This is a genomic window from Spirosoma sp. KCTC 42546 (assembly GCF_006965485.1).
Lineage (GTDB): Bacteria > Bacteroidota > Bacteroidia > Cytophagales > Spirosomataceae > Spirosoma.
Genome location: NZ_CP041360.1, coordinates 7,435,022 through 7,460,037 on the forward strand (window position 1 = coordinate 7,435,022; position 25,016 = coordinate 7,460,037).

17 protein-coding genes are annotated in these 25,016 nt (G+C 47.3%); 9 read left to right on the forward strand and 8 right to left on the reverse strand.

Going from position 1 to position 25,016, the window contains the following annotated elements; all coding sequences use genetic code 11:
• Nucleotides 1-36 precede the first annotated feature (36 nt).
• The 4 genes from EXU85_RS30300 (at nt 37) to EXU85_RS30315 (ending at nt 11,157) form a co-directional block, all read left to right on the forward strand.
• Nucleotides 37-6,099, forward strand: coding sequence for a putative Ig domain-containing protein (locus EXU85_RS30300; protein WP_142775663.1), 6,063 nt, complete (start codon nt 37-39; stop codon nt 6,097-6,099).
• Nucleotides 6,100-6,361: 262 nt separating this feature from the next.
• Nucleotides 6,362-9,703, forward strand: a complete 3,342-nt coding sequence (locus EXU85_RS30305) for an RICIN domain-containing protein (protein WP_142775664.1) — start codon at nt 6,362-6,364, stop codon at nt 9,701-9,703.
• Nucleotides 9,704-10,068: 365 nt separating this feature from the next.
• The gene (locus tag EXU85_RS30310) at nt 10,069-10,275 is read left to right on the forward strand and encodes a hypothetical protein (protein WP_142775665.1); all 207 of its coding nucleotides are present in this window, start codon (nt 10,069-10,071) and stop codon (nt 10,273-10,275) included.
• A 495-nt stretch (nt 10,276-10,770) separates the two neighbouring features.
• Nucleotides 10,771-11,157, forward strand: coding sequence for a hypothetical protein (locus EXU85_RS30315; protein ID WP_142775666.1), 387 nt, complete (start codon nt 10,771-10,773; stop codon nt 11,155-11,157).
• Nucleotides 11,158-11,242: 85 nt separating this feature from the next.
• Here the strand turns inward: EXU85_RS30315 and EXU85_RS30320 are convergent, their stop codons facing one another.
• The 3 genes from EXU85_RS30320 to EXU85_RS30330 form a co-directional block, all read right to left on the reverse strand.
• On the reverse strand, nt 11,243-12,007 hold the full coding sequence (locus EXU85_RS30320; protein ID WP_142775667.1) for a hypothetical protein: 765 nt from the start codon (nt 12,005-12,007) through the stop codon (nt 11,243-11,245).
• A gap of 35 nt (nt 12,008-12,042) precedes the next feature.
• Complete coding sequence (locus EXU85_RS30325) at nt 12,043-12,495, reverse strand: hypothetical protein (RefSeq protein WP_142775668.1); 453 nt, start codon at nt 12,493-12,495, stop codon at nt 12,043-12,045.
• Between the two features lie 333 nt (nt 12,496-12,828).
• On the reverse strand, nt 12,829-14,025 hold the full coding sequence (locus EXU85_RS30330; protein WP_142775669.1) for an MFS transporter: 1,197 nt from the start codon (nt 14,023-14,025) through the stop codon (nt 12,829-12,831).
• A gap of 281 nt (nt 14,026-14,306) precedes the next feature.
• On the opposite strand from EXU85_RS30330, the gene EXU85_RS30335 reads away from it, so the two are divergent.
• On the forward strand, nt 14,307-15,035 hold the full coding sequence (locus tag EXU85_RS30335) for an SDR family oxidoreductase (protein WP_142775670.1): 729 nt from the start codon (nt 14,307-14,309) through the stop codon (nt 15,033-15,035).
• Between the two features lie 1,199 nt (nt 15,036-16,234).
• Here the strand turns inward: EXU85_RS30335 and EXU85_RS30340 are convergent.
• Entirely contained in the window at nt 16,235-16,594 is a 360-nt protein-coding gene (locus EXU85_RS30340) for a hypothetical protein (RefSeq protein WP_246859310.1), read from the reverse strand.
• Nucleotides 16,595-16,999: 405 nt separating this feature from the next.
• Entirely contained in the window at nt 17,000-17,554 is a 555-nt protein-coding gene (locus EXU85_RS30345) for an RNA polymerase sigma factor (RefSeq protein WP_142775672.1), read from the reverse strand.
• A 324-nt stretch (nt 17,555-17,878) separates the two neighbouring features.
• Here EXU85_RS30345 and EXU85_RS30350 point away from each other — a divergent pair, with 324 nt between their 5' ends.
• Together EXU85_RS30350 and EXU85_RS30355 are read left to right on the forward strand one after the other, a co-directional pair.
• The gene (locus EXU85_RS30350; RefSeq protein ID WP_142775673.1) at nt 17,879-18,331 is read left to right on the forward strand and encodes an Hpt domain-containing protein; all 453 of its coding nucleotides are present in this window, start codon (nt 17,879-17,881) and stop codon (nt 18,329-18,331) included.
• Nucleotides 18,298-19,020, forward strand: a complete 723-nt coding sequence (locus EXU85_RS30355) for a LytTR family DNA-binding domain-containing protein (protein WP_246859311.1) — start codon at nt 18,298-18,300, stop codon at nt 19,018-19,020. The genes EXU85_RS30350 and EXU85_RS30355 overlap by 34 nt, the downstream gene beginning before the upstream one ends.
• 51 nt (nt 19,021-19,071) lie before the next feature.
• On the opposite strand, the gene EXU85_RS30360 is transcribed toward EXU85_RS30355, so the two are convergent.
• Nucleotides 19,072-20,034 carry a glycosyltransferase family 8 protein gene (locus tag EXU85_RS30360; RefSeq protein WP_142775674.1) on the reverse strand — a complete coding sequence of 321 codons (963 nt, stop codon included), beginning with the start codon at nt 20,032-20,034 and terminating at the stop codon, nt 19,072-19,074.
• Nucleotides 20,035-20,798: 764 nt separating this feature from the next.
• Between EXU85_RS30360 and EXU85_RS30365 the strand changes: the two genes are divergently transcribed.
• Nucleotides 20,799-21,530 (forward strand): DUF1080 domain-containing protein, encoded by a 732-nt coding sequence (locus EXU85_RS30365; RefSeq protein ID WP_142775675.1) that lies wholly within the window; start codon nt 20,799-20,801, stop codon nt 21,528-21,530.
• Nucleotides 21,531-21,541: 11 nt separating this feature from the next.
• Nucleotides 21,542-22,282, forward strand: a complete 741-nt coding sequence (locus tag EXU85_RS30370) for a carbohydrate-binding protein (protein ID WP_142775676.1) — start codon at nt 21,542-21,544, stop codon at nt 22,280-22,282.
• Nucleotides 22,283-22,362: 80 nt separating this feature from the next.
• Here the strand turns inward: EXU85_RS30370 and EXU85_RS30375 are convergent, their stop codons facing one another.
• Both EXU85_RS30375 and EXU85_RS30380 read right to left on the reverse strand, forming a co-directional pair.
• A complete protein-coding gene (locus tag EXU85_RS30375; protein WP_142775677.1) occupies nt 22,363-23,820 on the reverse strand; it encodes a M20 family peptidase in 1,458 nt (485 codons plus the stop codon).
• A 246-nt stretch (nt 23,821-24,066) separates the two neighbouring features.
• Nucleotides 24,067-24,990 carry an SMP-30/gluconolactonase/LRE family protein gene (locus EXU85_RS30380; protein ID WP_142775678.1) on the reverse strand — a complete coding sequence of 308 codons (924 nt, stop codon included), beginning with the start codon at nt 24,988-24,990 and terminating at the stop codon, nt 24,067-24,069.
• Nucleotides 24,991-25,016: the final 26 nt, after the last annotated feature.

Sequence of the window (25,016 nt, forward strand, 5' to 3'; positions counted from 1 at the left end):
CTCCGAAAAATCTTAAATCCTTAGTCAATAGTAGTTATGACCCCTCTTTTACAGCTCACTCATTGTACCATTTTGCGAGTGCATAGCCTGCTAATTACGCTGCTCTGCGTCGGCCTGCTCGCTCAGGGAAAACCCATCGGTTCTAGTACACCCATGATCGATGCTATTACCGATTCAACAACTGTCGATAGCATACGGGCCGGATATACGGATTTAAGTGGAGGAACTGACCGGCTTTTACGTGATGGCTGGCTGACCAGCGATGGGCCGAAAGTTATGCATCCAGCCGGAGCAGCCTCGTTCGAGATAGTTCACAATGGGGTAAAGAAAATTAGTGAGACTAAGGCCCGTTTAGAAGCTGCCCCCCTCTCAACGCTTGATTACCAGCCGTTGATGGATCTGTATACTAGCACGAATGGACCAAACTGGACCAACCATACAGGTTGGGGCAACGGTACTGACCCCTGCACGGGTAATGGTGGGCAACCGTGGTTTGGTCTAACCTGCGATAATGGACGAGTTAATGAAGTCTCTTTAACTAGTAACAACCTGGTAGGTAGTCTTCCCGCTAGTCTGAGTGGGCTCACAGGTTTAACAGTGCTTCGAATTAACCAGAATTCACAGTTGGGTGGCAGCATTCCTACTGGATTGATCAATTTAACCGTCCTGACTGACATCGAACTGGATAACAATGCCTTGACGGGTTCGATTCCTACCGATCTAACTACACTGACCAACCTGCGCTATCTTTATTTACATCATAATCAGTTAACAGGTAGTATTCCTGCTAATCTGCCTACAAATCTGCAATACCTTGAATTACAGCACAATCAGCTAACGGGTAGCCTTCCTGCTAACTTGTTTGCCATGACCAGTATTCAGTATATTATTCTAAGTGCTAATCAGTTAACAGGTACTATCCCAGGTAACCTGAGTGCTTTGACCAGCCTGCTAAACTTTAATGTAAGTGAGAATCAGCTGACAGGGAACATTCCCACGAGCCTACCGACGAGCCTGCAAGGATTTGAGTTACAGGATAATCAGTTAACCGGTAGCATTCCGACTAATCTGCCTAAGAACATAGAAAGACTTAATTTAAATGATAACCGGTTAACGGGTAGTATACCGACCAACCTGAATACGCTAACCAAACTGATAGAGATTAATTTATATAACAATCAGTTAACGGGTGGCATTCCAACGAATCTGCCTACGAGTCTGCAATCCATTGATTTAAATAAAAATCAGTTAACGGGTAACATTCCTGCTAGTCTGGGTGCTCTGCCCAATCTAAAGGCCCTTAATTTAAGCACTAATCAATTGAGTGGTTGCTTTCCGGCTTCATTAACAGCGCTTTGTGGAGAAGGACATACTATTTACTTAAGTAATAACCCAGGCCTGCCAGGAGAGGGCGACTTCAACACATTCTGTAATACGGGTGTTGGCAGTGACGGGTTTTTGGCCCAGGCTTCGGCTGATCAGGCTGAAGTCTGTGTCCAGAGCGTAGTCAGTTTAAGTGCTAACGGTGGAAGCGGCTACACGTACAACTGGATAAGCCCAGCCGGAGCCATGCTAAGCAGTAGTTCAGACCAGACCGTGTCGGCAACGCTGACCACTTCAGGCGTGAAAACCTTCACGGTGGTGATTAGTAGTGGGCAGAGTTGCAGCAGCACAGCTACGCTTAGGATAACAGCGAATAGCTTACCCACAGCTAGGTTAGAGAGCAATGGTATCCTGACCTGTGCCGATCCTAGTGTTCGATTGACAGCTACCGGCGGTACATCGTACACCTTTGTTAACAGTAGTGGTGAGGTTTTGGCCGAATCAGGCAACATCCTAACGGTAACTACCCCTGGTACGTATTCGGTTAGGGTCGGCAATGCCAATGGCTGTGTCAGTACCACCAGCACGACCGTCCTTGGCGACACAGATCCACCGACAGCTACTATTCTGGCTCCAGCCAGTAGCACAATAACCTGCACCACCACCAGCTTAAGCCTGACGGCCACCGGCGGAGGTACTTACCGGTGGGACAACAATACGACCAGTGCCATCCGAACCGTTACCGCAGCAGGTAGCTATTCCGTCACCGTTAGAGCTCCTAACGGCTGTACTGCAGTGGCCACACAGGTCATTATGGGCAACACAGATCCACCAACAGCTACCATTCTGACTCCAGCCAGCAGCACAATAACCTGCACCACCACCAGCCTAAGCCTGACGGCCACCGGCGGAGGTACTTACCGCTGGGACAATAATACGACGAATGCCATCCGGACCGTTACCGCATCAGGTACCTATTCGGTCTCGGTTATAGCTCCTAACGGCTGTATTTCAGTGGCCACACAGGTCATTATGGGCAACACGGCCACAGTGTCGGTGTCGAATCCTTCGACCACAACCGCTAACCAGGGCACGTTCTTTAGTCAGACCTTTCTGGCCAGTGGTGGGCTGACCCCTCGTAGTTTCAGCTTAGCTAGCGGCAGTTTGCCGGATGGTTTAAGTCTGTCTACTACAGGAGTGTTGTCGGGGACACCCACACAAGGGGGGAGTTTTACCATTACGGTACGAGCTACAGATGCCAATGGGTGTTCGGGCATTGGAGCATCTTATGTTATGACCGTTGCAAGTAACACACCTATCATTACCGATTTTGCAGCAGTGAATACGAGTATGTGTGTGGGTAGCCCCTTCACCTTCACGGCTACAATTGGCAACGTAACAGGCAACTACAACTACACGCTCACGAATGGCATCAACCTCCCCTCGATGGGTGTAAAAAGTGGTACTGCTTTCAGTTTGAATGTAACTCCTTCTGGATCGGGAAATCAAAGCTACACATTGGTTATCAGCGACAACGGTCAGGCGGCATCAGCAATTGCCAACATAACTGTAAGTCCATTTCCGGTTCCTAGTCTGAGCAATAATGGACCCGTCAGTTGCACCATGACTACCGTAACCCTGACGGCTTCGGGCGGCACCTCCTATACATTCGCGACGGGTGGAGGAGTGGTAGTAGGAACGCCGGGTTCATCGAACACCGCGAATGTAACCACGGCAGGTGGCTATACAGTGCGAGTGGCCAATGCTACGGGCTGTGTGAGTACCACCACTACCACAGTGGGCACCATCGTTGCGACCGTCACTGTCGACAACCCAACTACGGCAAACGGAGTAAAGAATGCAGCGTTTAGTCAGGACTTCAGCGCACAGGGGGGCACTTCTCCCCGTAGGTTCAGTGTGGCCAGTGGTAGCTTGCCAACAGGACTAAACTTATCGACCACCGGTATCTTGTCGGGTACACCTACGCAAAGTGGTAGTTTCCCCATCACTGTACGAGCCACTGATGTCAATGGCTGTCCGGGTGTAGGTGCTACCTATATCTTGACGATTGTGGATAACACCCCAATTATTGCAGGCTTTGCGGCTGTTAACGATGCGGTTTGTGCGGGTAGCCCTATTACCTTCACGGCTACAATCAGCAATGTAACGGGGGCTTACAGCTACACACTCACCAACGGAATCAGCACCCCGACAACTGGTACCAAAACGAGTGCTTCCTTCAGCCAGACCCTAACTTCTGCGGGTTCAGGCAGCCAGAGCTTCAGGCTGATTATCAGCGACAACAACCAGTCGGCATCTGCCACTACTGATATAATGGTGAATGCATTGCCAACACCTGGCCTGACCAACAATGGGCCGATCAGCTGCACCCTGCCTGCGGTGACCTTAACTGCCTCGGGCGGCAACTCCTACACGTTCACCACGAGTGGTAGCACAATGATAGGCACGCCAGGGGCAGCTAACACAGTAGATGTGGGCACATCAGGCACCTATACGGTCAGAGTCGCTAATGCCAGTGGTTGTGTGAGTACCACCACCACCACCGTTACCGGATCAATACCCACTATCACCGTTACCAACCCGACCACAAGAAGTGGCATCGTGAATGTAGCATTTAGCCAGAACTTTGCTGCTTCAGGTGGGGCAACTCCCCGTAGCTTCAGCGTAGCCAGCGGTAGTTTGCCGGATGGCCTGAGTTTATCGACTACCGGTAACCTGTCGGGTACACCCACCGAAGGAGGTAGCTTCACGATTGCCGTGGGCGCTACCGATGCCAACGGATGCTCTGGAGTGGGCGCGGCTTATGTGCTGACGATTACAGACAACACGCCCACCATTGCCGATTTTGCCGCAGTGAACAACGCAGTTTGTGTGGGTAGTCCTGTCACCTTCACGGCTACAATCAGCAATGTAACAGGGACTTACAGCTACACACTCACCAACGGAGTCAACACCCCAACAACCGGCACCAAAACGAGTGCTTCCTTCAGTCAGAATCTAACTTCTTCTGGGTCGGGCAATCAGAGTTTTACGCTCATTATTAGTGATAATGGCCAGTTATCGTCAGCAACTACCAATATAACGGTGAGTTCATTTCCTGTGGCCAGCCTGATTAACAATGGTCCCATCAGTTGTACTTTGCCTGCGGTGACCTTAACCGCTTCGGGTGGTGACTCCTATACGTTTACCAACGGTGGAACTGTACTTGGTACACCAGGTTCAACGAACACAATAGAGGTGACTACCGCAGGTACCTATACGGTAAGAGTAGCCAATGCCAGTGGTTGTGTGAGTACCACTACCACAACAGTAACTGGCGCTATCGCTACGGTGTCGGTTAACAATCCCACCGTCACAACGGCCACTCAGGGGTCGGCTTTCAGTCAGGCTTTCACCGCCAGCGGTGGGACATCTCCCCGTAGTTTCAGTGTGGCCAGCGGTAACTTACCCGATGGGTTGAGTTTATCGACCACCGGCGTTTTATCGGGTACACCTACCGAGAGTGGTAGTTTTACCATCACCGTTCGAGTTACCGATGCCAATGGCTGTTCGGGTGTGGGAGCTAATTACATCCTGACCATTACAGACAACACACCCACCATTGCTGATTTTGGAACGGTGAACACCAGTGTATGCGTGGGTAGCCCTATTACCTTCACTGCTACGGTGGGTAATGTGTCGGGATCGTACAACTACACACTCACCAATGGGATTGGTACACCGACCACTGGGCTGAAAACCGGTGCGGCTTTCAGCCAGGATCTGACCTCTTCTGAGTCAGGCAGCCAGAGTTTTACCCTACTTGTCAGAAACAATGGTCAGTTGGCCTCTGCAACGACTGATGTAACCGTGAATTCATTACCGATACCCAGCCTAACTAACAATGGCCCCATCAGTTGCACGCTGCCTGCGGTGACCTTAACCGCTTCGGGTGGTGACTCCTATACGTTTACCAACGGTAGCGGGACGATATTGCCCGGCACCGGCAACACTCAGTCGATTACTACGGCTGGTACGTATTCTGTCACGGTGGCCAATGCCAGTGGTTGTGTGAGCAGCACCAGCACCACGGTTATCAGTAACGTCGTCGTGCCAGCTCTCAGCGTCAGCCCAACCAGTGCTACCCTAACCAACGCCAACCCGACCGCTACCCTGACTGCCAGCGGAACTGGCTCCTTCCTTTGGTCGACGGGCCAAACCTCGCCGATGATCTCGGTGACCACCAGTGGCAACTACTCGGTCACCCTGACCAATGCCACGGGATGTACAGCTACTGCCAGTGTGCCGGTGGTGGGTTCGGATTTGACCATTACGCTGGATTTACCTCAGGCCAACTTTGCTGCATCGGGTACAGCAGCAGTGGGCAACTTTGTGGTCAACGTCTTTGAGGTGGCGGGGTTGCCTACCTCATCGGGCAAAGTGACCATTACCATCACGGCACCAGTAGGCTACACCATCTCATTTGCACCGACCCTGGCCAGTATCAATGTGTCGGGGGGAGGCACAGTGGCGGTCAATAATGGGCAGTGGTCAGTCACCAATACACTAGCGGCTCGACAACTGACCCTGACGATGAACTCAGGGACCTTTATTACGGGAGGTGGCGAATCGAGTTTAGGGTTTAGTATCACCCGAACCACGGCTAACTCAGGCAGTACGGCCAGTATTACGGTCAATGTGGCCGATGATCTGACCATGACCTACGATGGCAATTTGTCCAATAACGTCTACGCCAGAATTATTAATGGGTTGTAAGCGCAAAAGTTGATCGGTAGTTAGAAAGCAGAACTGATCTTTATACCGCCTGATTTCAGCCATTTTTTAGTAAAATGGAACGAGAGTGACAAAGAATGCTACGAGAATGCTAGCGGTTAAGCGGGCATTTTCGGTATTTGCCATCGTATTTAACGATCATTTCGTTGCCTGTATCGCCCCCCCGTTGGAGTAGATAGTCAGGCGGTTCGCAAGGCTATCGTTACGTGCGTTTTAGTATCATTATCTAACCCATATTTACTCCATGAACTCAATGTTTACCTACATGCCGAGGCTGTATGCCATTGGGCACAGCTTTTTTATTGGCCTCCTTTGTTTATTGGGAAGCCTGACCACTGTACTTGGCCTATCGCTACCAACGAGCGTCAACACGATTGGCGAGGTACCAAAAATTAGCGACGGAACTGGTTTACGACCCGTACTAGTCTCCTCGGCTACACGTGCAGCAGCTAACCTGTCGGCACCGGTCTCGGTTTCGGCGGTTGAGGCCAACAAGTGCTATCGACTCGTGTCCCGACTCAGCAGCAAAGTGCTGGGCGTGGAAGGAACCGCCCAGAGCGATGGCGACAAACTCACCCAGCAGACCGACGCCAACAAACTCACCCAGGGCTGGCGATTCATCGCTTCCGGCGGGGACTACTACAGCATCCAGGTGTTGTCTACCCAGAAAGGCATTCAGGTGGCCAATTCCTCGACGGCCGATGATGCCTTGGCGGAGCAATGGACGTATTGGGGCGGTGGGCATCAGCAGTGGCGGTTGGCGCGCAACACGGAGGGCTATTTCACCTTCACCAACCGCAATTCGGGCAAGGCCCTCACGGTTCGCAATGCCAGCACGGCTGAGGGAGCCCCCATCAGCCAGCTGACCCTGGGATCGGGACAACAGCAGCAGTGGAGTATTGAGGAGCGTAGTTGTACGGCCACTGCCGCCAATCAGTCGCCTGTAGCCGTGGCTACCTCCACTTCGCTAACAGGAACCTCGCCCCTGAGCGTGACCTTTACCGGCAACAAATCCTACGATCCCGACGGTGACCCCATTACCTACGAATGGAACTTTGGTGACGGCAGCGCTTTTTCCACCGAAGCGAACCCCGTGAAGGTATTCACGGCGAAGGCCGGGAGTCAGGGTGTTGGGTTGATTCTTAACTATACAGTTCAGTTGACGGTCATCGATAGTAAAGGGCTGCGGAGCCCGGTTCAGACATTTTCGGTCAAGCTCAACAATAGTAACCCAACGGTTAAGATCACCAACCCAATCAACAATGCTAAATATCCCCTCGACAAGTCCACCAGCTATACCCTGGGCGCTACGGTCACTGGCAGCATCAGTTCTCAACTCTGGCAGGTGAAGCTACGCCACAACAACCGCGAACAGCTTGTAAAAACCACGTCAGGAGCGAATCCGGTTATCGACATCTCGCCCGTAGGCTGCGACGGAGAAGACTATTATTACGTGATTACAGTGAAAGTGACGGATTTCAATAATCTTTCGGGCCAGGATTCAGTCAAGATTTACCCGGATTGTAACTCACCTAAATTGACCGTTACTGGCCTAACAGCGACTACGCTCAGTAGCAGCAGTGTGCGGCTCAACTGGACCAACCCTACCCTACCCTTCGACAAAGTGCTGGTGGTAGGCCGAGCGGGCTCAGGTCTTACGGACATTCCGCTCGAACCTAATTATACGGCCAATCCCAGCTTCACGGGTAACGGGTCTGACTTGCCGGGTGGCGGCAAGGTGCTCTATCAGGGTACGTCGACCTCGGTAGTGGTAACCGACCTGACGGCAGGGCAACCCTATTATTTCCGGGTGTATGCCCATGCAGGCAACGGCTGGTCGGGGGGCGTAGAAGTTAGTGCTACTCCGGTAGCAGTCACCGCCAACCGTCCTCCCGTTGTTGTTGCCACCACTTCCCCGTTAACGGGCAGTTCGCCCCTGAGCGTGACCTTCACCGGCGACAAATCCTATGACCCCGACGGCGATCAGCTTTTCTATGAGTGGGCGTTTAGTGATGGCACCTACTTGAACGTAGCCAATCCCGTGAAGGTGTTCACGACACAAACAGGGCAGCATGGATCAGGTACAATAACAAGTTATACCGCTCAGCTCACGGTAACCGATAGCAAAGGGCAACGAAGTACCAGCCAGGTATTCAACATTTCGCTCACCAATACCGCTCCAACGGCCAAAATCACCAATCCGGTCGCTACTACCAAGTATGCCCTTGATAAGAGTACCAGTTATACGCTGGCCGCTACTATTACAAATGCAGGCTCCAGCAATTCTATACTATGGCGAGTAAAACTGCGCCGGGGCAATAGCGAGCAACTGGTGACTACGCGGTCGGATATCAATCCTGTCATTGATATTTCGCCCGTAGGCTGCGATGGTGTGGATACCTATTACGTGATTACACTGAATGTGACAGGGATTGGCGGTACTACGTCGGCGCAGGATTCGGTCAAGATCTATCCCGACTGCAACTCATCCAAGCTTACTATTACCGGCCTGACAGCGACTACGCTCAGTAGCAGCAGTGTGCGGCTCAACTGGACCAACCCTACCCTACCCTTCGACAAAGTGCTGGTGGTAGGCCGAGCGGGCTCAGGTCTTACGGACATTCCGCTCGAACCTAATTATACGGCCAATCCCAGCTTCACGGGTAACGGGTCTGACTTGCCGGGTGGCGGCAAGGTGCTCTATCAGGGTACGTCGACCTCGGTAGTGGTAACCGACCTGACGGCAGGGCAACCCTATTATTTCCGGGTGTATGCCCATGCAGGCAACGGCTGGTCGGGAGGTGTAGAAGTTAGTGCTACTCCGGTAGCAGTCACGTCGTCGGCACCGGTCTCGGTTTCGGCGGTTGAGGCCAACAAGTGCTATCGACTCGTGTCCCGACTCAGCGGCAAAGTGCTGGGCGTGGAAGGAACCGCCCAGAGCGATGGCGACAAACTCACCCAGCAGACCGACGCCAACAAACTCACCCAGGGCTGGCGATTCATCGCTTCCGGCGGGGACTACTACAGCATCCAGGTGTTGTCTACCCAGAAAGGCATTCAGGTGGCCAATTCCTCGACGGCCGATGATGCCTTGGCGGAGCAATGGACGTATTGGGGCGGTGGGCATCAGCAGTGGCGGTTGGCGCGCAACACGGAGGGCTATTTCACCTTCACCAACCGCAATTCGGGCAAGGCCCTCACGGTTCGCAATGCCAGCACGGCTGAGGGAGCCCCCATCAGCCAGCTGACCCTGGGATCGGGACAACAGCAGCAGTGGAGTATTGAGGAGAAAACCTGTCCGACCGGGGCCAGAGTGGGCGCTTTGGAAACGGGGGTGTCGTTCAAACTATGGCCTAACCCAGCCCGCGACCATGTGCTGATCGACCTAAGCCCCGCTAGTGGCCAACCTATAGGACTACAACTTAACGATCTTATGGGCCGTACACTTGAGCAGACGCAGTTGGAGACTGCTCCTATAGAGCCGTACCGCGTCAACACGAGCCAATTGCCTGACGGCCTTTACCTGATTCGGCTTACGCCTGCCGGGCAATCGCCCACAACGTTGCGGCTGTTGATACAGCGCTAGCAATGATACCTTTCCAACTATATATACACCCAGGTGATCAATAGCTTGTATGTTTTTAGGGCAACTCATGGAGTTGCCCTTTTTGTTTTGTTTCCTCTACCGGGAGAATAGTTCAGGCTTATTTAAAACTTTCTTATTACCAGCCTGTTATACGTTCGTTGAATCCAAACTTATATGTTCGGTTCCTTACAGCCAACCCCCGTCTATGGGAGTTGGTTGTTTTATCGCTCCTCCCTTGTTTGTTCAAACTAGTACCTCACAGGGCTACGAAGCCTGATCGGTCAATACCTAGTTTACAAGCCCTAAGTCAGTCGTACTAAATCACCCTTACTTCACCCTAAAGGCATTTAACCCAATTTTCACTCATGGCAACCAACACACTAGTCATTGTTACCGGATATGGTTCTATTACACCGAAGCCGTGGAGAAAAGCTTATTTAAACAGTAGCGAGGAAAACGCTAGTCAGCGATTTATCAAAGAGCATCCGGGCGTGCGCGATACAAGTGTTGTGAGCATCAGCTTCGACGATGAGTTTTCGATTGGTGCCCGGGGCGAAATTTCAACCAATTAGACACATTGCTATCCATACGGTCAGTAAATCTGGATCGGTCAGTATGCATTACCTATAGCAGCCCAGGCTATTTTATAAATTCAGAGGCAATTATCATTCTGGAAACCTGGTTATGGACTGTAGACCTGGCAGCGGGCGTGTAGAGAAAATCCAGTTTGCCATTCTCATTGTTGGTAGATAAGCGGGTTCCAAACCTATAAAAGGCTCAGCCGGAGCCTCTTTCCATTGGCCGTGTGGATGGAGTAGGCAACTTAATGAAGCTTATCTTCAGCTCCACTAACTGGCAATTTCTTTTAATTCATAGAGGAGAGTTCGTTCCTGATTTTTCATTCTATAAACAAGCATTCACCAAACACTCAGGCACGCTAACCTGTTAAACTCTGGAAAGATAAATCGACGAAGGACAATGAAGGAACAGGATCAAGTATCCTGTATGTCTTTCAGTATTAAAATTTATTGGAATTATTTCTGGAAGGTGATTAATATAACAGGGCTATGGACGAGAAAACTGTAAAAAAAGTAGCAAGGATCGTTTTAGGAGGTTCTTTAGTTTTTGCTGGCATAAGCCATTTGACGTTTGCCAGGAAGGAATTCAGAGCGCAAGTCCCGGATTGGGTCCCGGTAAAGAAAGATGATACCGTGATCTATTCGGGCATAGCCGAAATAGCGTTGGGTAGTAGTTTGATACTGACGGACGAAAAGCACCAGCAAGATGTTGGAAAAGTAGCGGCCACTTTTTTCACAGCTGTTTTCCCAGGCAACGTTTCTCAGTTCGTGAATAAACGAAGCGCATTCGGTTTGGATACGGACCTAAAACGGTTTGTACGCTTATTTTTCCAACCAGCCCTTATTTTTTGGGCGTTGAAGAGCACAGATAAATAGTAAGCGTGCTGAACAGGCTTATACCGTTAGTAATCCTGAAAAATACGGGCGTGGCCTGCTGAAACAGTGATTAGTTGGGGATAAATCACTGCCAAACCTTAAAATATTTAATGCCAATACTGATTGATTGAACCATGTTACGAGTACCCCCGCGATGCCCTATGAAAATACCAACTTTGCCGCTGTTGGTTGATACTACCTGTTCATCAAAAATAGTTCTACCATTAACACTCACCTTTACGTTTTTACCAAATCGCTCAACGCGGAGTAACTGATTATTTTCGCTCGAAATAAGGCCCCCGAGGCTGAAACGTTCTGTATCACCAGTTTCAACATATAACGTAGTAGGCGACGCGTAGGCAGCTTGATACTGCTCAGGATTTTTGTCGCCATTCGGTTTGGCATCCCAGAAAATACCCGCGTAAGCATTCTCCCCCCAGATTCCAATCTGCGTTTCTGCGATAAAATCGTCAAAATCATCTTGCGAGCTCATAAAATAATCCTGTGCATTTTGGCCTTTAGCTAACATACCAGAGAAGTTCAATTCTTTTTTCTCAAGCTTGAAATAATCAATATGATCGTACTTGAAGTCAAGTCGTTCGAACCGGTTATTTGCGAAATTCTCGTTTATCGCGAGTGTCATGTTCGCTTTTTTAGACTCAATTTCTTTTTGAATTAACGCATGGTCTATACGAGTTTGGACTTCTTTTTTCTCATTCTCCGTTTTCTGAATTGCATCCATTTTTCGTTTTCTGGTCAATGCCTCAACTTGTTCCGGTTTGTTTGCCCATTGGACAAACAAGAAACCGAGAACCAGAATGGATAGGATCGTAATGGCTAAAATTTTCATTGGCGGAGGTGTTAGTCCAAAAAATCACGCGTATCTCAATTGCACTCGACCTTCAAACAGGTCAGAACAGAGGGAGGAATTCCCTTCAATTTTTCGCAGGCATAATCGCCTTCCGACAACGCAATCATTGTCCATTTGCCGTTTCTCCATTTCAGCACCTGGCCAGCACCTTGTGAGGTTTCCTGTTTATTTTTATCCAGCAGGTTTATACTGACCTCGGCATAATCGCCACAAATGCCTCCCCCGCTACTATCGACCTTCCTTTGGTCTACTACTTTACCGGACTTGAGTTCGGCCATGTATTTTGTTTCCCTGATTTTGACCAACAGATAAACGTCTCCTTTAGAATGTGCACCTGTCTGATTTGCCTCTTTAACGAGCTGAGCAATCAGTGAAGTTTCTTTCGTTGTCTGTGCCTGCGCTTGATGATAACTTGGCGTAAATGTTAACAGCAAGGTTGAGATAATAGCAAAAAAATAAACCTTCATTTGTTCTTACTAATTACGTAGTACTGTTCTGCTTACTATACACAAAACACTTGTATACCAAAGAGTTGAAAGCTTATCACCCTGCCATTTCATCAAAAGTAAGGGGTATCTCTCCACGCCTTTTTGCTGGCTCCAATACAGTTAGTTATCTCTATGAAGTAATGACCCAAAGGTAGTGGACGCGTAAACACCCTAAAGCCCAACTCTATGTTGGGTGGGTTTGGCTTTATAATTGGTAGCTCAGCTTACCCAATGTGGTAATTTATCCGTGAAGGGGCTCAACTTGTCTGCAGTACTTTACGGGCTTACTGCTGTTTCCTATCAGGGGAATGGTTAGCGTTTAGGAGCCGTGCGTACCAAAAGCATAGCTGCCAGCCCGCCCATAAAATAGGCAACTGGCAGAGGAGTTACCGAATTCACCAGCAGCCGATCAATGAATGAGCCTCCCAGTGCGCCTACAACTAGATAAGAGGTCCCATAAATGGACGCAGCCATACCTGCCATTGACCCCATGGGTTCGAGCGCTAACGCGCTACTATTGGGCTCAGCAGCTACATTGATCCCTTGTAGAAGGGCTATGAGACCAAAGAAGATAAACATATTCACTGGCCCTTTTAGCAGGATCGTTAGCCCGAGTAAGATACTCGCCAGAATCCAGTAAACGGTTAACAGACTCCGTACCGTACGACGCGCGCCAAACCGGGCAACCAGTTTGGCATTTAAGAATGTGAAGAGAGCCATTATAATACCCACACTCGCAAAGATGAAAACAAAAAGCCCCGGACGGCCATAAATTGTACCAACCATGCGTTCCGAACTGCCTATATAAGAACTAAAACCAGCAAATAAGATGGTCGTAATAGCTGTATAGCGGACAAAAATCCGATTGCTCCAGACTCGACGTATAGACTGTATCAGTGAAGCTAAGGCTAACGGTTGCCGATCTGCTTCCGATAGTGATTCACTGAGCCGGAATGACCAGATAAAGAAGACAATTGCAAAACTAGCTGGGGTTAGAAAAACTACCTGCCAGGGCCCAACAAGGAGGATGGCAGAACCCAGCAAAGGTGCCACAATGGGCACAGTCAGAAAAATGGTCAGAATCAGGGACATGATACGCGCCATTTCACTCCCCTGAAATCGATCACGAACACAGGCAATAGCACTTACAAACAAAGCTCCTGCTCCTAATCCCATAATAAAGCGTGCTACCAGAAGCCAGGCCAAGCCAGGAGCCATTACAGTGGTTATACACCCACCTATATAGAGAAGAAAACCAACTCGCAGTACGGGTAAGCGGCCATAGCGATCCGAGAGTACGCCAAAAAAAATCTGCCCAATTTGACCAAGAAAAAAGAACGTAACTAATTGAGCAGTTGCGGTTGACTCTGGCCCCAGACCGAAATGATGGCGAACGGCACCAAAGGTGGGCAGAATAATATCAATGGCCAGTGCGGTCAGCAACATAATTGAGGCCATCAAGCAAATGAATTCTGTTGGTTTAATCAGGTTTCTCTGAGGGATGTGCATGAGCGTTCCGTTTTTCCATGCAAATCCTAAACCCGACTCGATGGACGCTTATTCGCCAGTACAAAAATGGCGACTAAATGGCTAGGAGAAACTGGGCTAAAACGTCAATATTAGGGGGTATTTCCGACAAAAGAGAGGTATTCAGCCAGTTGTAGCGTTGTTTCCTGGCTTACACTTAAAAATCCACTTTTTATAGACGACGGGTTGAAAATCGTACTACATTCTCTCCCCGGCCAGCCTACCTTTGTTAGTAATCGCAGACAACTTAAACCAACAGGTATATGAACATTTCGAATAATAAAATTCTGATTACAGGGGGAGCCTCAGGGATTGGCTTAGGGCTTACCGAACGCTTCATCCAGGAAAACAACACCGTAATTATCTGCGGAAGGAGAGAGTCAGCACTCCGGGAAGTAGCGACTAATTTTCCTTCTGTCATCACAAGATCCTGCGATCTGGCCATTGCCGAAGAACGGCACGCCCTTTACCAATGGATTCAGGAAGAACATAATGACTTATCGGTATTAGTAAACAATGCAGGTATTCAACAATGGATGTCTGTTTCCGACGAGGACTTTTTCCGACGCGCCAAAGATGAACTTATGGTAAACATAGAAGCCCCACTTCACCTCACGTCCCTGTTCATTAACTTGCCCGCTCTAACCTCGGTTATTAACGTAACGTCGGGCTTAGCCTTTGTCCCGCTAACTAAAGTGCCCGTCTACTCTGCTACCAAGGCGTTCTTCCATTCCTTCACCCTATCGTTACGCGTGTTATTAAAATCCAACGGTATAGAGGTAATTGAGATGATACCTCCCGCCCTTAATACAGATCTGGGAGGAAAAGGATTACACGATCATGCCCCTCCCGTAAGTGATTTTATCGATGCTGTGTTTGAGCAGTTAAAACAAGGTAAAACGGAATTGACATTTGGGTTCAGTGATGCAATGACCAAAGCAACACCCAGCGAGCTACTGACTACGTTCAACAGAATGAACACAACTAGTTAATAGCTTAAGGTTCAGCAACGCTGTTAGTCAGTTGACCTTCGCGATAAGTAAAGCCCTAAACCCGTAAATGTAAGCGAAGCAAAAAAACACACTAATGGATAGAAGTTTTTGAATGGAAAAAAGAAAGCACTGGCAATTAAAAGCGCGGAAATAAGTAGAGAAATAAGGCTTAAGACGCGAAAGAGTTTGTGTTTCATTAGGTAAAAACGGCAATTGGCTAACTCGATGTCATATCAATCTGATACCAGCGATTCCCACAAGCCTTGTAGTGGTACACTTCTATCTGCCCCTATATTATCGCAAATCGGGCTTCGTTTCTTAAAGATCACGTTTCGATATAAATAAACTAAAAAGCGCAATATCAGGAGCAACAATGGTACTGACCATTGGAAACCTCAATGTATATACAGTTTATACAGGCAAGTTAAGCCAAGAACGGTGAACAAGCCGAGCTATTACCAATGAGTGTTCGCGAATTTATCGAACGGCGTACACTAGCCGTAGAAGAGTATAAGACCGCTCATGTTAAGGTACATAATGAGCTTAATTAACATAAAGGTGCTACTATCAAGCAGCCCACTTTGTCGAAACGGCCTCTGGTATAGGGGTAGTCACCTGAATATCAGCTCGAACTTGCTTTTGCGAATGCAGTTGGACAGATGGGTAGGCTCTGGTTATGTAGTCAACACCAGGCTGGATGAACTGACAGGCTGAGTGGATGACCCGGGGTCTGAGGTTAGCGTTTACCCTAATCAGTAAAAATGAACATGCTATATACCGATACCCACCAAACCCAGACCAGAGCGACCCCGTTGCGCTAACAGGAATCGTATAACAATAGCGGTCTGGATTGGAAGTAAAGATTTTAGGAGCAAGCCTCATTCGCATCAAATTTATTGCTGGCCCAAAAATCCTACATAACGTCCGAACTAATCGTAACTTTTGTAGCAACATTTATAACAAATGTTGCAGAATGAGTAAATGTGCAGGAAATTGAATCAACAGTAGGGATATAGAGCGTATGCTCTACAAAAACACCGTTGGCTTTGTATCGCCCTCGGCTTTCAGCTGATTAAAAAATTTATGCAGCGCTAATTCGGTCAGGAAGAGTAGTACGTATAGCACCTCTTTCGAAGCTCCAACATAGAAAAGCCCAGCCTTAATCAGCTGGGCTTTTCTATAAAGTACAGAGCCTGCGTTTATTGCATGGCAATTGTACGGCTGGTCTGTTGAACGGGCGTCGACAGATTTACTTGTTTCCGAATGCTGCCTTCGCTTGATTTTACTTCCAGTTCATACTCTCCATCGGCCAGTTGATCAACATTCAACTTCATGGCATATTTAGCTTCTTTCTTGCCAATGCTTTGCTGATACAGAACTTCATTGTTTTTATTGCGAAGCAACACAACAACTGGTGTCTCGGTTGATTTCTGGACCGCAACCCGGATTTCATGGTTGATTGTCACATACGCGCTGGCATCGAACGAAAGTGCTTTGGGAGTAGTGGGATTAATAAAGGAAGAAGCGCTCAATAAAATAGAAACTGCGGCTTTGCTCATTAGTGGTAACATGGTAGTAGCGTGTTTAGTCTTTAAATAGGCGTTGTTTACTAGTTGCTACATCTATTCCAAAGCTTGTGCCAGTTTCTTATACCAATTGACTGTCAACATATTACGCAGTGTGCCATTAACGGGTGCTGTCCGTAACTGGACAATTTCTGTTCACTTGCGGACAAAATGGAGAGTATATGTGGGGAAAGAACGCAAGACCTGCCGATACCTTGGCAGTCCATTACTTTTGAGGAAACCGGAGCAGTTCCCCTCAGACAATGAAGCAGGAGAATAGTATGTAAAGTCTACCATTCAGGAAGCACCCTACCTAAACCGTTTAGAACCCTAACTATGAGCTTTACTTGCGCAAATGCTGGCCGATTTCAATAAACCACAACAGAAATTTTTACCCGATTATAGTGGTAGATTCTGGTATGAACACAGTCGGTAAACTTTATCACGACTTCGTTTAATCCGCATCTTAACGGTGCTAAGCTTCAGGTTATACAACTGAGCAATCTCCTCAAAACGCATTCCCTGCTCATACTTAAGCTTTAAGAGCGTCTGTTCGTTAGCCGACAAACTAGCCATCGCCTGTTTAAGCAGTTGAAGGGATTGTTCCTGAATTTGGGCATCCTGCCCTTCAGACGAACAAGTCTCTTCACTTTCATCGAGCGTAGTCAGCGTAAGCCGCTTGGATAAGCGGAGCTGGCCAGCGCAGTAATTGTGCGTAATTGAATAAAGCCAGGTAGAAAAACTCGACCGTTCGTGAAAGGTATCTAACTTACTAAACATCTTGATAAAGATGTCATGCGTAAAGTCATGGGCATTCTCCGTGTCCTTAGTGATGGATAAACAATGCCGATATACTTTGTTGACGTACCGATTATAGAGAGTCTCGAAGCACTCATTGGGTTGATGAGGCATGTATTGCCGAATCAGGGCTTCGTCGGTTAGTGAAGTAGACATAAGTAAGCTGCGTAACAGTTGACTTGTAGTTTAGTAAAATAAAGGTGGCGGTTATATAGTTTATTAGTGATCTATATTCGATGAATAGCATAAATTGCCGTCTTTTAAGTAATAATTGGCTTCTTTTTTGCCAGGCCAGTAATTACCTAAAATGAGCACAGAGTAGACGCCCGCTAGTGCTAGGCCGTCAGGGTGCTATGTAGGGTTCAAGTGCCGGTTATTTTATAACTTCTAATTAGTGAACTAGCTATCTATCTGAACAATTATTTACATTAGTACCTATTTTAATACTTGTAATTTAAATACTGTAGTTTTTTTATACTTATGAGGACGGACCCAGACTTGGCATTGACACAGGTAGATCAGAGGGCTGGGATGGTACAGGAAGGAAATCGGCTAGCGAATACCCCCTCAACTCATCTGCTGGATACAGAACGACTGCGTGAATTATATGGTGAGGATACTGCCTATGCTGCCAGTATGTTCGAAACATTTCTGGAAACAGTATGGCCGGAATTTGATACGTTCGATACGCTTATTGCGGAACAACGCTGGGTAGATATACGTCTGTTAGCTCATAAACTAAGACCTACTCTTGGCATGGTGGGTTTATCAGATCTGGAAATATTACTAGCCCAGTTTGAGGAATTAGCCGCTACAACCACCAAATCCGAGCGGATTAGCCGTCTCTGGAATCAATTACATTCCGATCTGATAAGCTGTAAACCACTTGTTCAGGCCGAATGGCAACGCTTGCTGACAACAACCATACCATGATCCTGAAATGTATAATCGTTGATGATGAAACGATGGCTCGCAAGGCCTTGCAACGCCTTTGTGAGCAACACGAATCCTTAGACATAGTGGCGATTTGTGAGAATGCCACTCAGGCTCTGAACGTATTATCAGAACATGAAATTGATTTGATCTGGCTGGATGTTGAAATGCCGGAGCTATCAGGATTCGACTTACTGGATCGACTACCCGTTGTACCACAGGTTATTCTGACAACCGCTAAAACAGATTATGCCTTTGATGCCTTTCAGTACCAGGTTACGGATTATCTGAAAAAGCCTATAACGCAACCTCGCTTTAAGCTAGCTGTTGAGAAGGTTCTGGCAGCACAGAAAAAGAATGAGCCAGTGCGGCAGGGGGATAATAAAGCCATTTATGTCAAGTGTGATGGCCGCTATGTTCGCGTTCCCTATGATTCAATCATGTATATTGAAAATGCGGGCGACTACGTCAAAATCCTGACCAGCCAACAGGCGTTTGTGGTCTATACAACGATGAAATCACTGGAAGAAAAATTAGGAACACAGTTTCTCCGGGTTCATCGGTCTTATATCATTAACCTGGATAAAATCGTCGATATAGAAGAGAGCAATTTAGTGGTAGCTTCAAAAGTAATTCCCATTAGCCGCGCCAATAAGTCCGAACTGATGAGTCGGTTAAATTTATTATGAGCGATCGGTCTGATTGACGTCAAACTGAAACTGGAGAAACCTCTAGGCTGGTTAGAGAAGCTTAAAACGGGTTGCCGATGCATGCGTTGCTTCACTATCAGCCAGTCCTTTAAATGGATTAAGTCGGTATGTTAAGTGGTACCAACGCTTACTGAGCTTATAGGTTAGCTTTAGCAAAAAGCGTCTCCATCCTCCAATGGGGTTATAGTGCTGCCAGGGAGTCATGCGCAGATATTGATAAAACTCCTCCTGATAGGCCTTGTTATACTGATATGATGTGTAAATAGGCTTCACACCCGTAAAGTGAATAATATAGGGATTGACTTCATCATATTGGGCATAACAATTCCAGCGCCGGTCAAGCTCCAGCCATTGATTCGCTAATACCACATTTAGGCCATACTGGTCGGGAAACACAGCATATTTAACATTCTCCTCAATACATCGAATGACACGCTCAGTAATATTCTGCTGGCGCCAAGCTATAGGATTAATCAGTAAAAGGCCCGAATTGAAAATCTTTGTATCAGGTGCTAAGCCTAAGTCCTGATAATTGCTATATCCCCCCCACGAACTACCTGCTACTTCAGCCCGATCCTGAACAGCACCCAATAGTTTATCCCCCAAATCAATAGCCCATAAAGCTGTTATATCCTGGTGAGCAATCATATCTACATCCAGATAGACAACCTTGGTCAACTCCTGAGGAATAAAATAAGGAATAAACAACCGCACAAAAACGTTGCGAGGAAACGTCGAGCGATCCATGGGTAGCGTCACCCCTGGAGGTAAAGTCTCATCAATGGTTAACCAATGAATATGAAACACATCCGGGTTTATGGCCCGTAAAAGCTTATTCCGGGTTAACGGTCGAATCCCGTCATTCACCAAATAGAGATCAAATTGCGTCGGAGAAGCGAGATTGACTTCAATCGACTTAAGTAAAGAGGCTAATAAGAGGGCAAACCTATTATCACAAATGGTGACAAGAGCGAATTTTTGATTTGAGGGCATGAGTACATCAATAGTATAGAATAGAAGTCCTTTGGGTTAATAGCACTAGACAGGGCAGACTTGTTTCTCATGAACCTTCATCTATAGGAAGTGTCCATTCGTTCCAGGGCTATAGGGTCACAATCATCCATGTACTGATCGCAGCAATACCAAGTAGTGCGTAGATTATGTAGTTCAATAGGGTTGAGTGCTGGTTACGGGTATTCATGATTGGTTAGCTCGAGGATTATTTTTTAAACATTTAGACAGAGATCAATTAGACAGTCACTATAAATTTATTAAAAGGTAAAAACGGAAACAAAATAAAGTCAACGCTATCTATTTCTTCAAGTATACTTATATTTAATTTTCATTAACTTCATACAGACAACTAAGAAACAAGGGTTGACATGTACAACACAGACGAGTCTATAAAGTCAACGTACAGTTTAGAGTGTACTAAAATGGACGCTTGCTGTCCAAAATCGTACAGGGCCAATTTCCCTAAAAACCATATTTCATTCATTATCAACTACTTAACAGTTTGGTATAGTAGTTGACTCATAAATAGTGATCCCCATTAACTCGAAACTACCAGTAGGGTGTAACAGTAATGTCGTGGAGTTTAGGTTAAGAAAACGCAAAGGCCATACTCATCTTGAAGTATGGCCTTTTTGTATCCATACGTTTGTGATATGAGTAGATTTCCGGCAACCAGTAGCTTCCAATTCCGTCGTAAGGCTCTGCCTGAATGATTAGTTGCCTTTTAGAAATACCTGTTACGTATGAGCTTTATAAACCCAATTGCCAAAACCTGGCTGGCTGGCTTTAACCTTCTCTTATCAACTGTACATAGCCAGGCTATACCGCTCCCTACTCCATTCCCAGCAGTAGTTCAACAAACGAAACCGAACGCAACCAGTGGCTGGCGGCAGCTTTTCAATGGAACTGACCTTACCAGCTGGAAACATGTGGGTAAGGGAAGTATGTCTGTTGAAAACGGATCGATCCGTGGTCATGGTGGCATGGGATTGCTATACTGGACAAAGGAAAAATTCAGCAACTGTACCATTAAGGTGGTTTACAGAATGCAGAAAGAGAATAGTAACTCGGGCGTCTATATTCGAATACCCCTCGAGCCCCGCGAAGAATGGATGCCGGTTCATTATGGGTATGAGGTGCAAATTGATAACCATCCAGAAACGTCTAAAGAGGATGATACGCACATTACCGGAACGCTCTATTCCCTAAACAAACCGCTGGCTAAGCCCGGCAAACCCGGTCCGGAATGGAATACCATGAAAATTACGCTGGACGGGCCTCGTACCATCATTTCAGTCAACGGCGTAAAAGTGACCGACTATAAAGAAGGTGACCCCGTACCGGCACGTAAATTTGATTTTGAGCCCTATCGGGGCATACGACCAAATGCAGGGTACATCGGTTTACAAAATCACGGAGAACATGACGTCGTATTCTTCAAGGAGGTATCCGTAAAGCCACTTACCAAAAATTAATCTTACTACCTATGAACTACGGCATAGCAGGCCATTGGGGCCGCTTCGTTCGGTCCACCATCCAATACCCATTAAGTGCAGGGTTTTTAAGTCTTGTTATGCTACTGACCGTAACGGTTTCAGTAGTAGTTGCCCAGGTGCCGAAAAACTATAAAGGCAAACCATTTAAGGATGCCGATTATACAAAAGGTGCCCAATTAATACCCGGACGCATTGAGTTGGCCTATTACGATCTGGGTGGCGAGGGAATTGCTTACCATGATACTGATCCAATCAATAAAGGTAGCGGGGAACTCAACCGCAAACCCGACCACCAACGACCGGGCGTGCCTGAGTATCTGGTTCATTTCAGAGAAAAAGAAGGTGTCGATCTTTCATTCACCAAAGACTTTGCCGACTTCAATCATCCTAACAAAGTCGATCCAAAAGTAAACCAGTTATATATTGGCTGGCAGGAGGACGGTGAGTGGACCAATTACACAGTTAATGTCGGGGTCCCCGGCCAGTATAGAATTATAACGGTGTATGGCTATCAGGACAACAAATCCACGCTATCGGTGAACAATAAAAAAGTCGTTGATCTGGTTTTCCCTGAAAATACAGGTGACTATCATCGCTGGACACAGGCTACAGTGGGTGAAATCACCTTCCCGGTTGCCGGTCCTAACCTGCTCACCCTGCATTATAACAAGGGCTCTAACCTAGCCTATCTGGACTTTGTACTGGTGAAGGAGTTACCAGCAAGCAAATAAGGCTTCTTGTAGTGCCGACCGGGACGGTCGGAAGAGAAACGCTTTAGTCCACGCCCGACCGGGACGGTCGGCACTACAATTCATTGGCTATTTTTAATGAGCGTTACGTAAAACCAGATTGCGTTTCGATAATCTTTAACACGAATACGCTCATTGGTACCGTGGACACCCGCTGTTTGTGCTTCCGTCATAGGCATGGGCGAAAACTTGTAGATGGAAGATGTAAGAGCCGCGTAAAATTTAGAATCAGTAGCGCCGAGCATGACGTTTGGCGCTACAATCACATCCGGAAAAATACTCTTGATGGTTTTATGAATCGTCTGGAAAGCAAAATTTTCAGTACTGGAAAGGGGGGCGGGGTTATTTCCTTTCCCCAAAATACTAACTGTAACACTATCATTGTCAATTATTTCTTTCACTCGGCCAATTACCCCTTCAACTGTATCGCCCGGCAAGAGCCGAAAATTAACAGTTGCTACGGCATCAATGGGCAATACGTTGTCTTTGGCACCAGCCCGGAAAATAGTGGGTGCCGTAGTTGTGCGTAAGGTGGCATTTCCTGATTTTGTTTCGGCAATCAGCTTCTTAATAAGTGGGCTAAAAAGCCATTGATTGGCAAAGACAATTCGTTTCTCAACGGGAACTTCCGACGCCAGATAATCGATCAACTGATCGGCACCTCCATCCAGCCGAGCCGGGAAAGGATTATGCTCTAATTTGCTGACTGCTTCGGCTACCATGCCAATGCTGGTTTGCGCAGGTGGCATGGAGGAGTGCCCGCCTTTGCCAATGGCCGTCAATTCCAGGCTTAAATAGCCTTTTTCAGCGATACTGATCAGTGCAACAGGCTTATTAATGCCCGAAACGCCTTCGGTCTTAATAGCGCCCCCTTCGTCCAGAATATATTCCAGCGAGATACCCCGTTGTTTAAGAGCAGTCGCAATGGTTTGGGCACCCCGTTGCCCCGATGTTTCCTCGTCCTGACCAAACGCCAGTAGTATTGTTCGTTCGGGTTGAAAGTTCGTTTTCAACAAATACTCAACCGCTTCCAGCAGGCCCATCACGCCCATTTTATCATCGAGTGTACCTCGTCCATAGAGATATCCGTCATCAATGATACCCGCAAACGGGGGTCGTTTCCACATCCCCTGTGTTCCTTGAATAACCGGTACCACGTCGTAATGACCCATTAACAAAATAGGTTTAAGCGTAGGATTTCGCCCTTTCCATTCGTATAATAGACCATACTGATTGAACGTCTGTGGATTCAGCCGCTGATGAATAAGCGGGTAGGACGCTCGGATGTAGGTAATGAATTTATCGAATTGGGTTGTATCCGTCAGGCTGTAGTCTGTGTAGGAAACGGTTGGAATGCGAATGGCTCCGGCAAACCGCTGAATAGCCGAATCGGATACATTAATCGGAGCAGCCGGTGGCACATTCATTAGCTGATGCGAGGTCAGCCGAAAGGTATTAACCAGCAGAATGATAATCAGTACCACTAAGGAAAACCCAATGATTCGTAAAACAGAGCGCATACGCTAACTAGTAAAGTAAGTGATCAGAAATTGATGGAATTAGGTTACTGATCATGTTAGGCTAGCCCAAAAACGCTACTATTCCGAAACAAACCAAACCTTATTTGGAAAATTGACAAGATTTTAATCTTAATTACCACAATTTCGCTTTTTATCAATAATAAATAGACTTAAAATAAAATAGCTCAAAACGTTTCGATTTATGAACCAAAACGTTTTGAGCTATAAAGCGTTGCCTGGTACTGATTACTCAACTCCCTTTACCTGCATCGGCAGGGTATATATGGACTCCGATGCTGTAATGAAAAGCGTTTTGCGGTCTTTGCCTCCAAAGCACACATTCCCTACCCAACGCGAGGGCACTGGTATAGTACCCAGTTTAACTCCGGCTGGCGAGTAAACCGTAACACCCCGGCCTGAGATGTACAGATTTCCCTGACTATCAAGCGTCATACCATCCGAGCCCTGCGGCACAAAAAGCTGCCGATTGGTCAACATACCGTCGGCTTTGATCTCGTATTTGTAGGTTTTGCTGTCCCGAATATCGGCCACGTACAGATACTTCCCATCGGGCGTACCGACAATGCCATTGGGCTGTTTTAAATCACCATCAACTAATACGGCTTCCTGTTTTCCTTTGGGCAAATAATAGACTTTCTGCCCGTCGATATCTGGCTTTTTTCGCTCCCAATAGTCACGCTGGTAATAGGGATCCGTGAAGTAAATACCGCCTTTAGCGTCAAGCCATAAGTCATTGGGCCCATTCATACGCTGGCCCTGAACGTTGGTTAGCAGAATGGTAATTTTTTTATCGGGGCCAATCGACCATAGTTCATCTTTTTCATCGGCACAGGAAATCAGGTTGCCTTTTTTATCGAAATACAGTCCGTTAGAGCGTCCTGTTTTATCCATGTACAGCGACAGTTGACCATCGGTATCGTACTTCCAGATTTTGTCGTTGGGCTGATCGGTAAAATAAATATCTCCCTTTTTATTGACGGCTGGACCCTCGGTAAACGCAAACTGGCTGGACACCTGACGAAGGGTAGCACCCGGTGCTACAACCTTGATCGAATCAAGCCCTTTTGCCGGACTACTCTGGGCACTTAATGTACAGGAGGTAGCTAGTAGGACCGTAAGTATGAGCCCTGCTTTGCAATAATCATTCATAGGTAGAGTTGCTAAATTAGTATCTA

Bases quoted from the DNA above. Each gene is read 5' to 3' on its own strand.
- EXU85_RS30330 (WP_142775669.1), bottom strand. From the start codon at position 14,025: ATGCACATCCCTCAGAGAAACCTGATTAAACCAACAGAATTCATTTGC.
- EXU85_RS30370 (WP_142775676.1), top strand. From the start codon at position 21,542: ATGAACTACGGCATAGCAGGCCATTGGGGCCGCTTCGTTCGGTCCACC.
- EXU85_RS30375 (WP_142775677.1), bottom strand. From the start codon at position 23,820: ATGCGCTCTGTTTTACGAATCATTGGGTTTTCCTTAGTGGTACTGATT.
- EXU85_RS30315 (WP_142775666.1), top strand. From the start codon at position 10,771: ATGGACGAGAAAACTGTAAAAAAAGTAGCAAGGATCGTTTTAGGAGGT.
- EXU85_RS30310 (WP_142775665.1), top strand. From the start codon at position 10,069: ATGGCAACCAACACACTAGTCATTGTTACCGGATATGGTTCTATTACA.
- EXU85_RS30320 (WP_142775667.1), bottom strand. From the start codon at position 12,007: ATGAAAATTTTAGCCATTACGATCCTATCCATTCTGGTTCTCGGTTTC.
- EXU85_RS30345 (WP_142775672.1), bottom strand. From the start codon at position 17,554: ATGTCTACTTCACTAACCGACGAAGCCCTGATTCGGCAATACATGCCT.
- EXU85_RS30300 (WP_142775663.1), top strand. From the start codon at position 37: ATGACCCCTCTTTTACAGCTCACTCATTGTACCATTTTGCGAGTGCAT.
- EXU85_RS30335 (WP_142775670.1), top strand. From the start codon at position 14,307: ATGAACATTTCGAATAATAAAATTCTGATTACAGGGGGAGCCTCAGGG.
- EXU85_RS30340 (WP_246859310.1), bottom strand. From the start codon at position 16,594: ATGAGCAAAGCCGCAGTTTCTATTTTATTGAGCGCTTCTTCCTTTATT.
- EXU85_RS30380 (WP_142775678.1), bottom strand. From the start codon at position 24,990: ATGAATGATTATTGCAAAGCAGGGCTCATACTTACGGTCCTACTAGCT.
- EXU85_RS30305 (WP_142775664.1), top strand. From the start codon at position 6,362: ATGAACTCAATGTTTACCTACATGCCGAGGCTGTATGCCATTGGGCAC.
- EXU85_RS30355 (WP_246859311.1), top strand. From the start codon at position 18,298: ATGGCAACGCTTGCTGACAACAACCATACCATGATCCTGAAATGTATA.
- EXU85_RS30350 (WP_142775673.1), top strand. From the start codon at position 17,879: ATGAGGACGGACCCAGACTTGGCATTGACACAGGTAGATCAGAGGGCT.
- EXU85_RS30325 (WP_142775668.1), bottom strand. From the start codon at position 12,495: ATGAAGGTTTATTTTTTTGCTATTATCTCAACCTTGCTGTTAACATTT.
- EXU85_RS30360 (WP_142775674.1), bottom strand. From the start codon at position 20,034: ATGCCCTCAAATCAAAAATTCGCTCTTGTCACCATTTGTGATAATAGG.
- EXU85_RS30365 (WP_142775675.1), top strand. From the start codon at position 20,799: ATGAGCTTTATAAACCCAATTGCCAAAACCTGGCTGGCTGGCTTTAAC.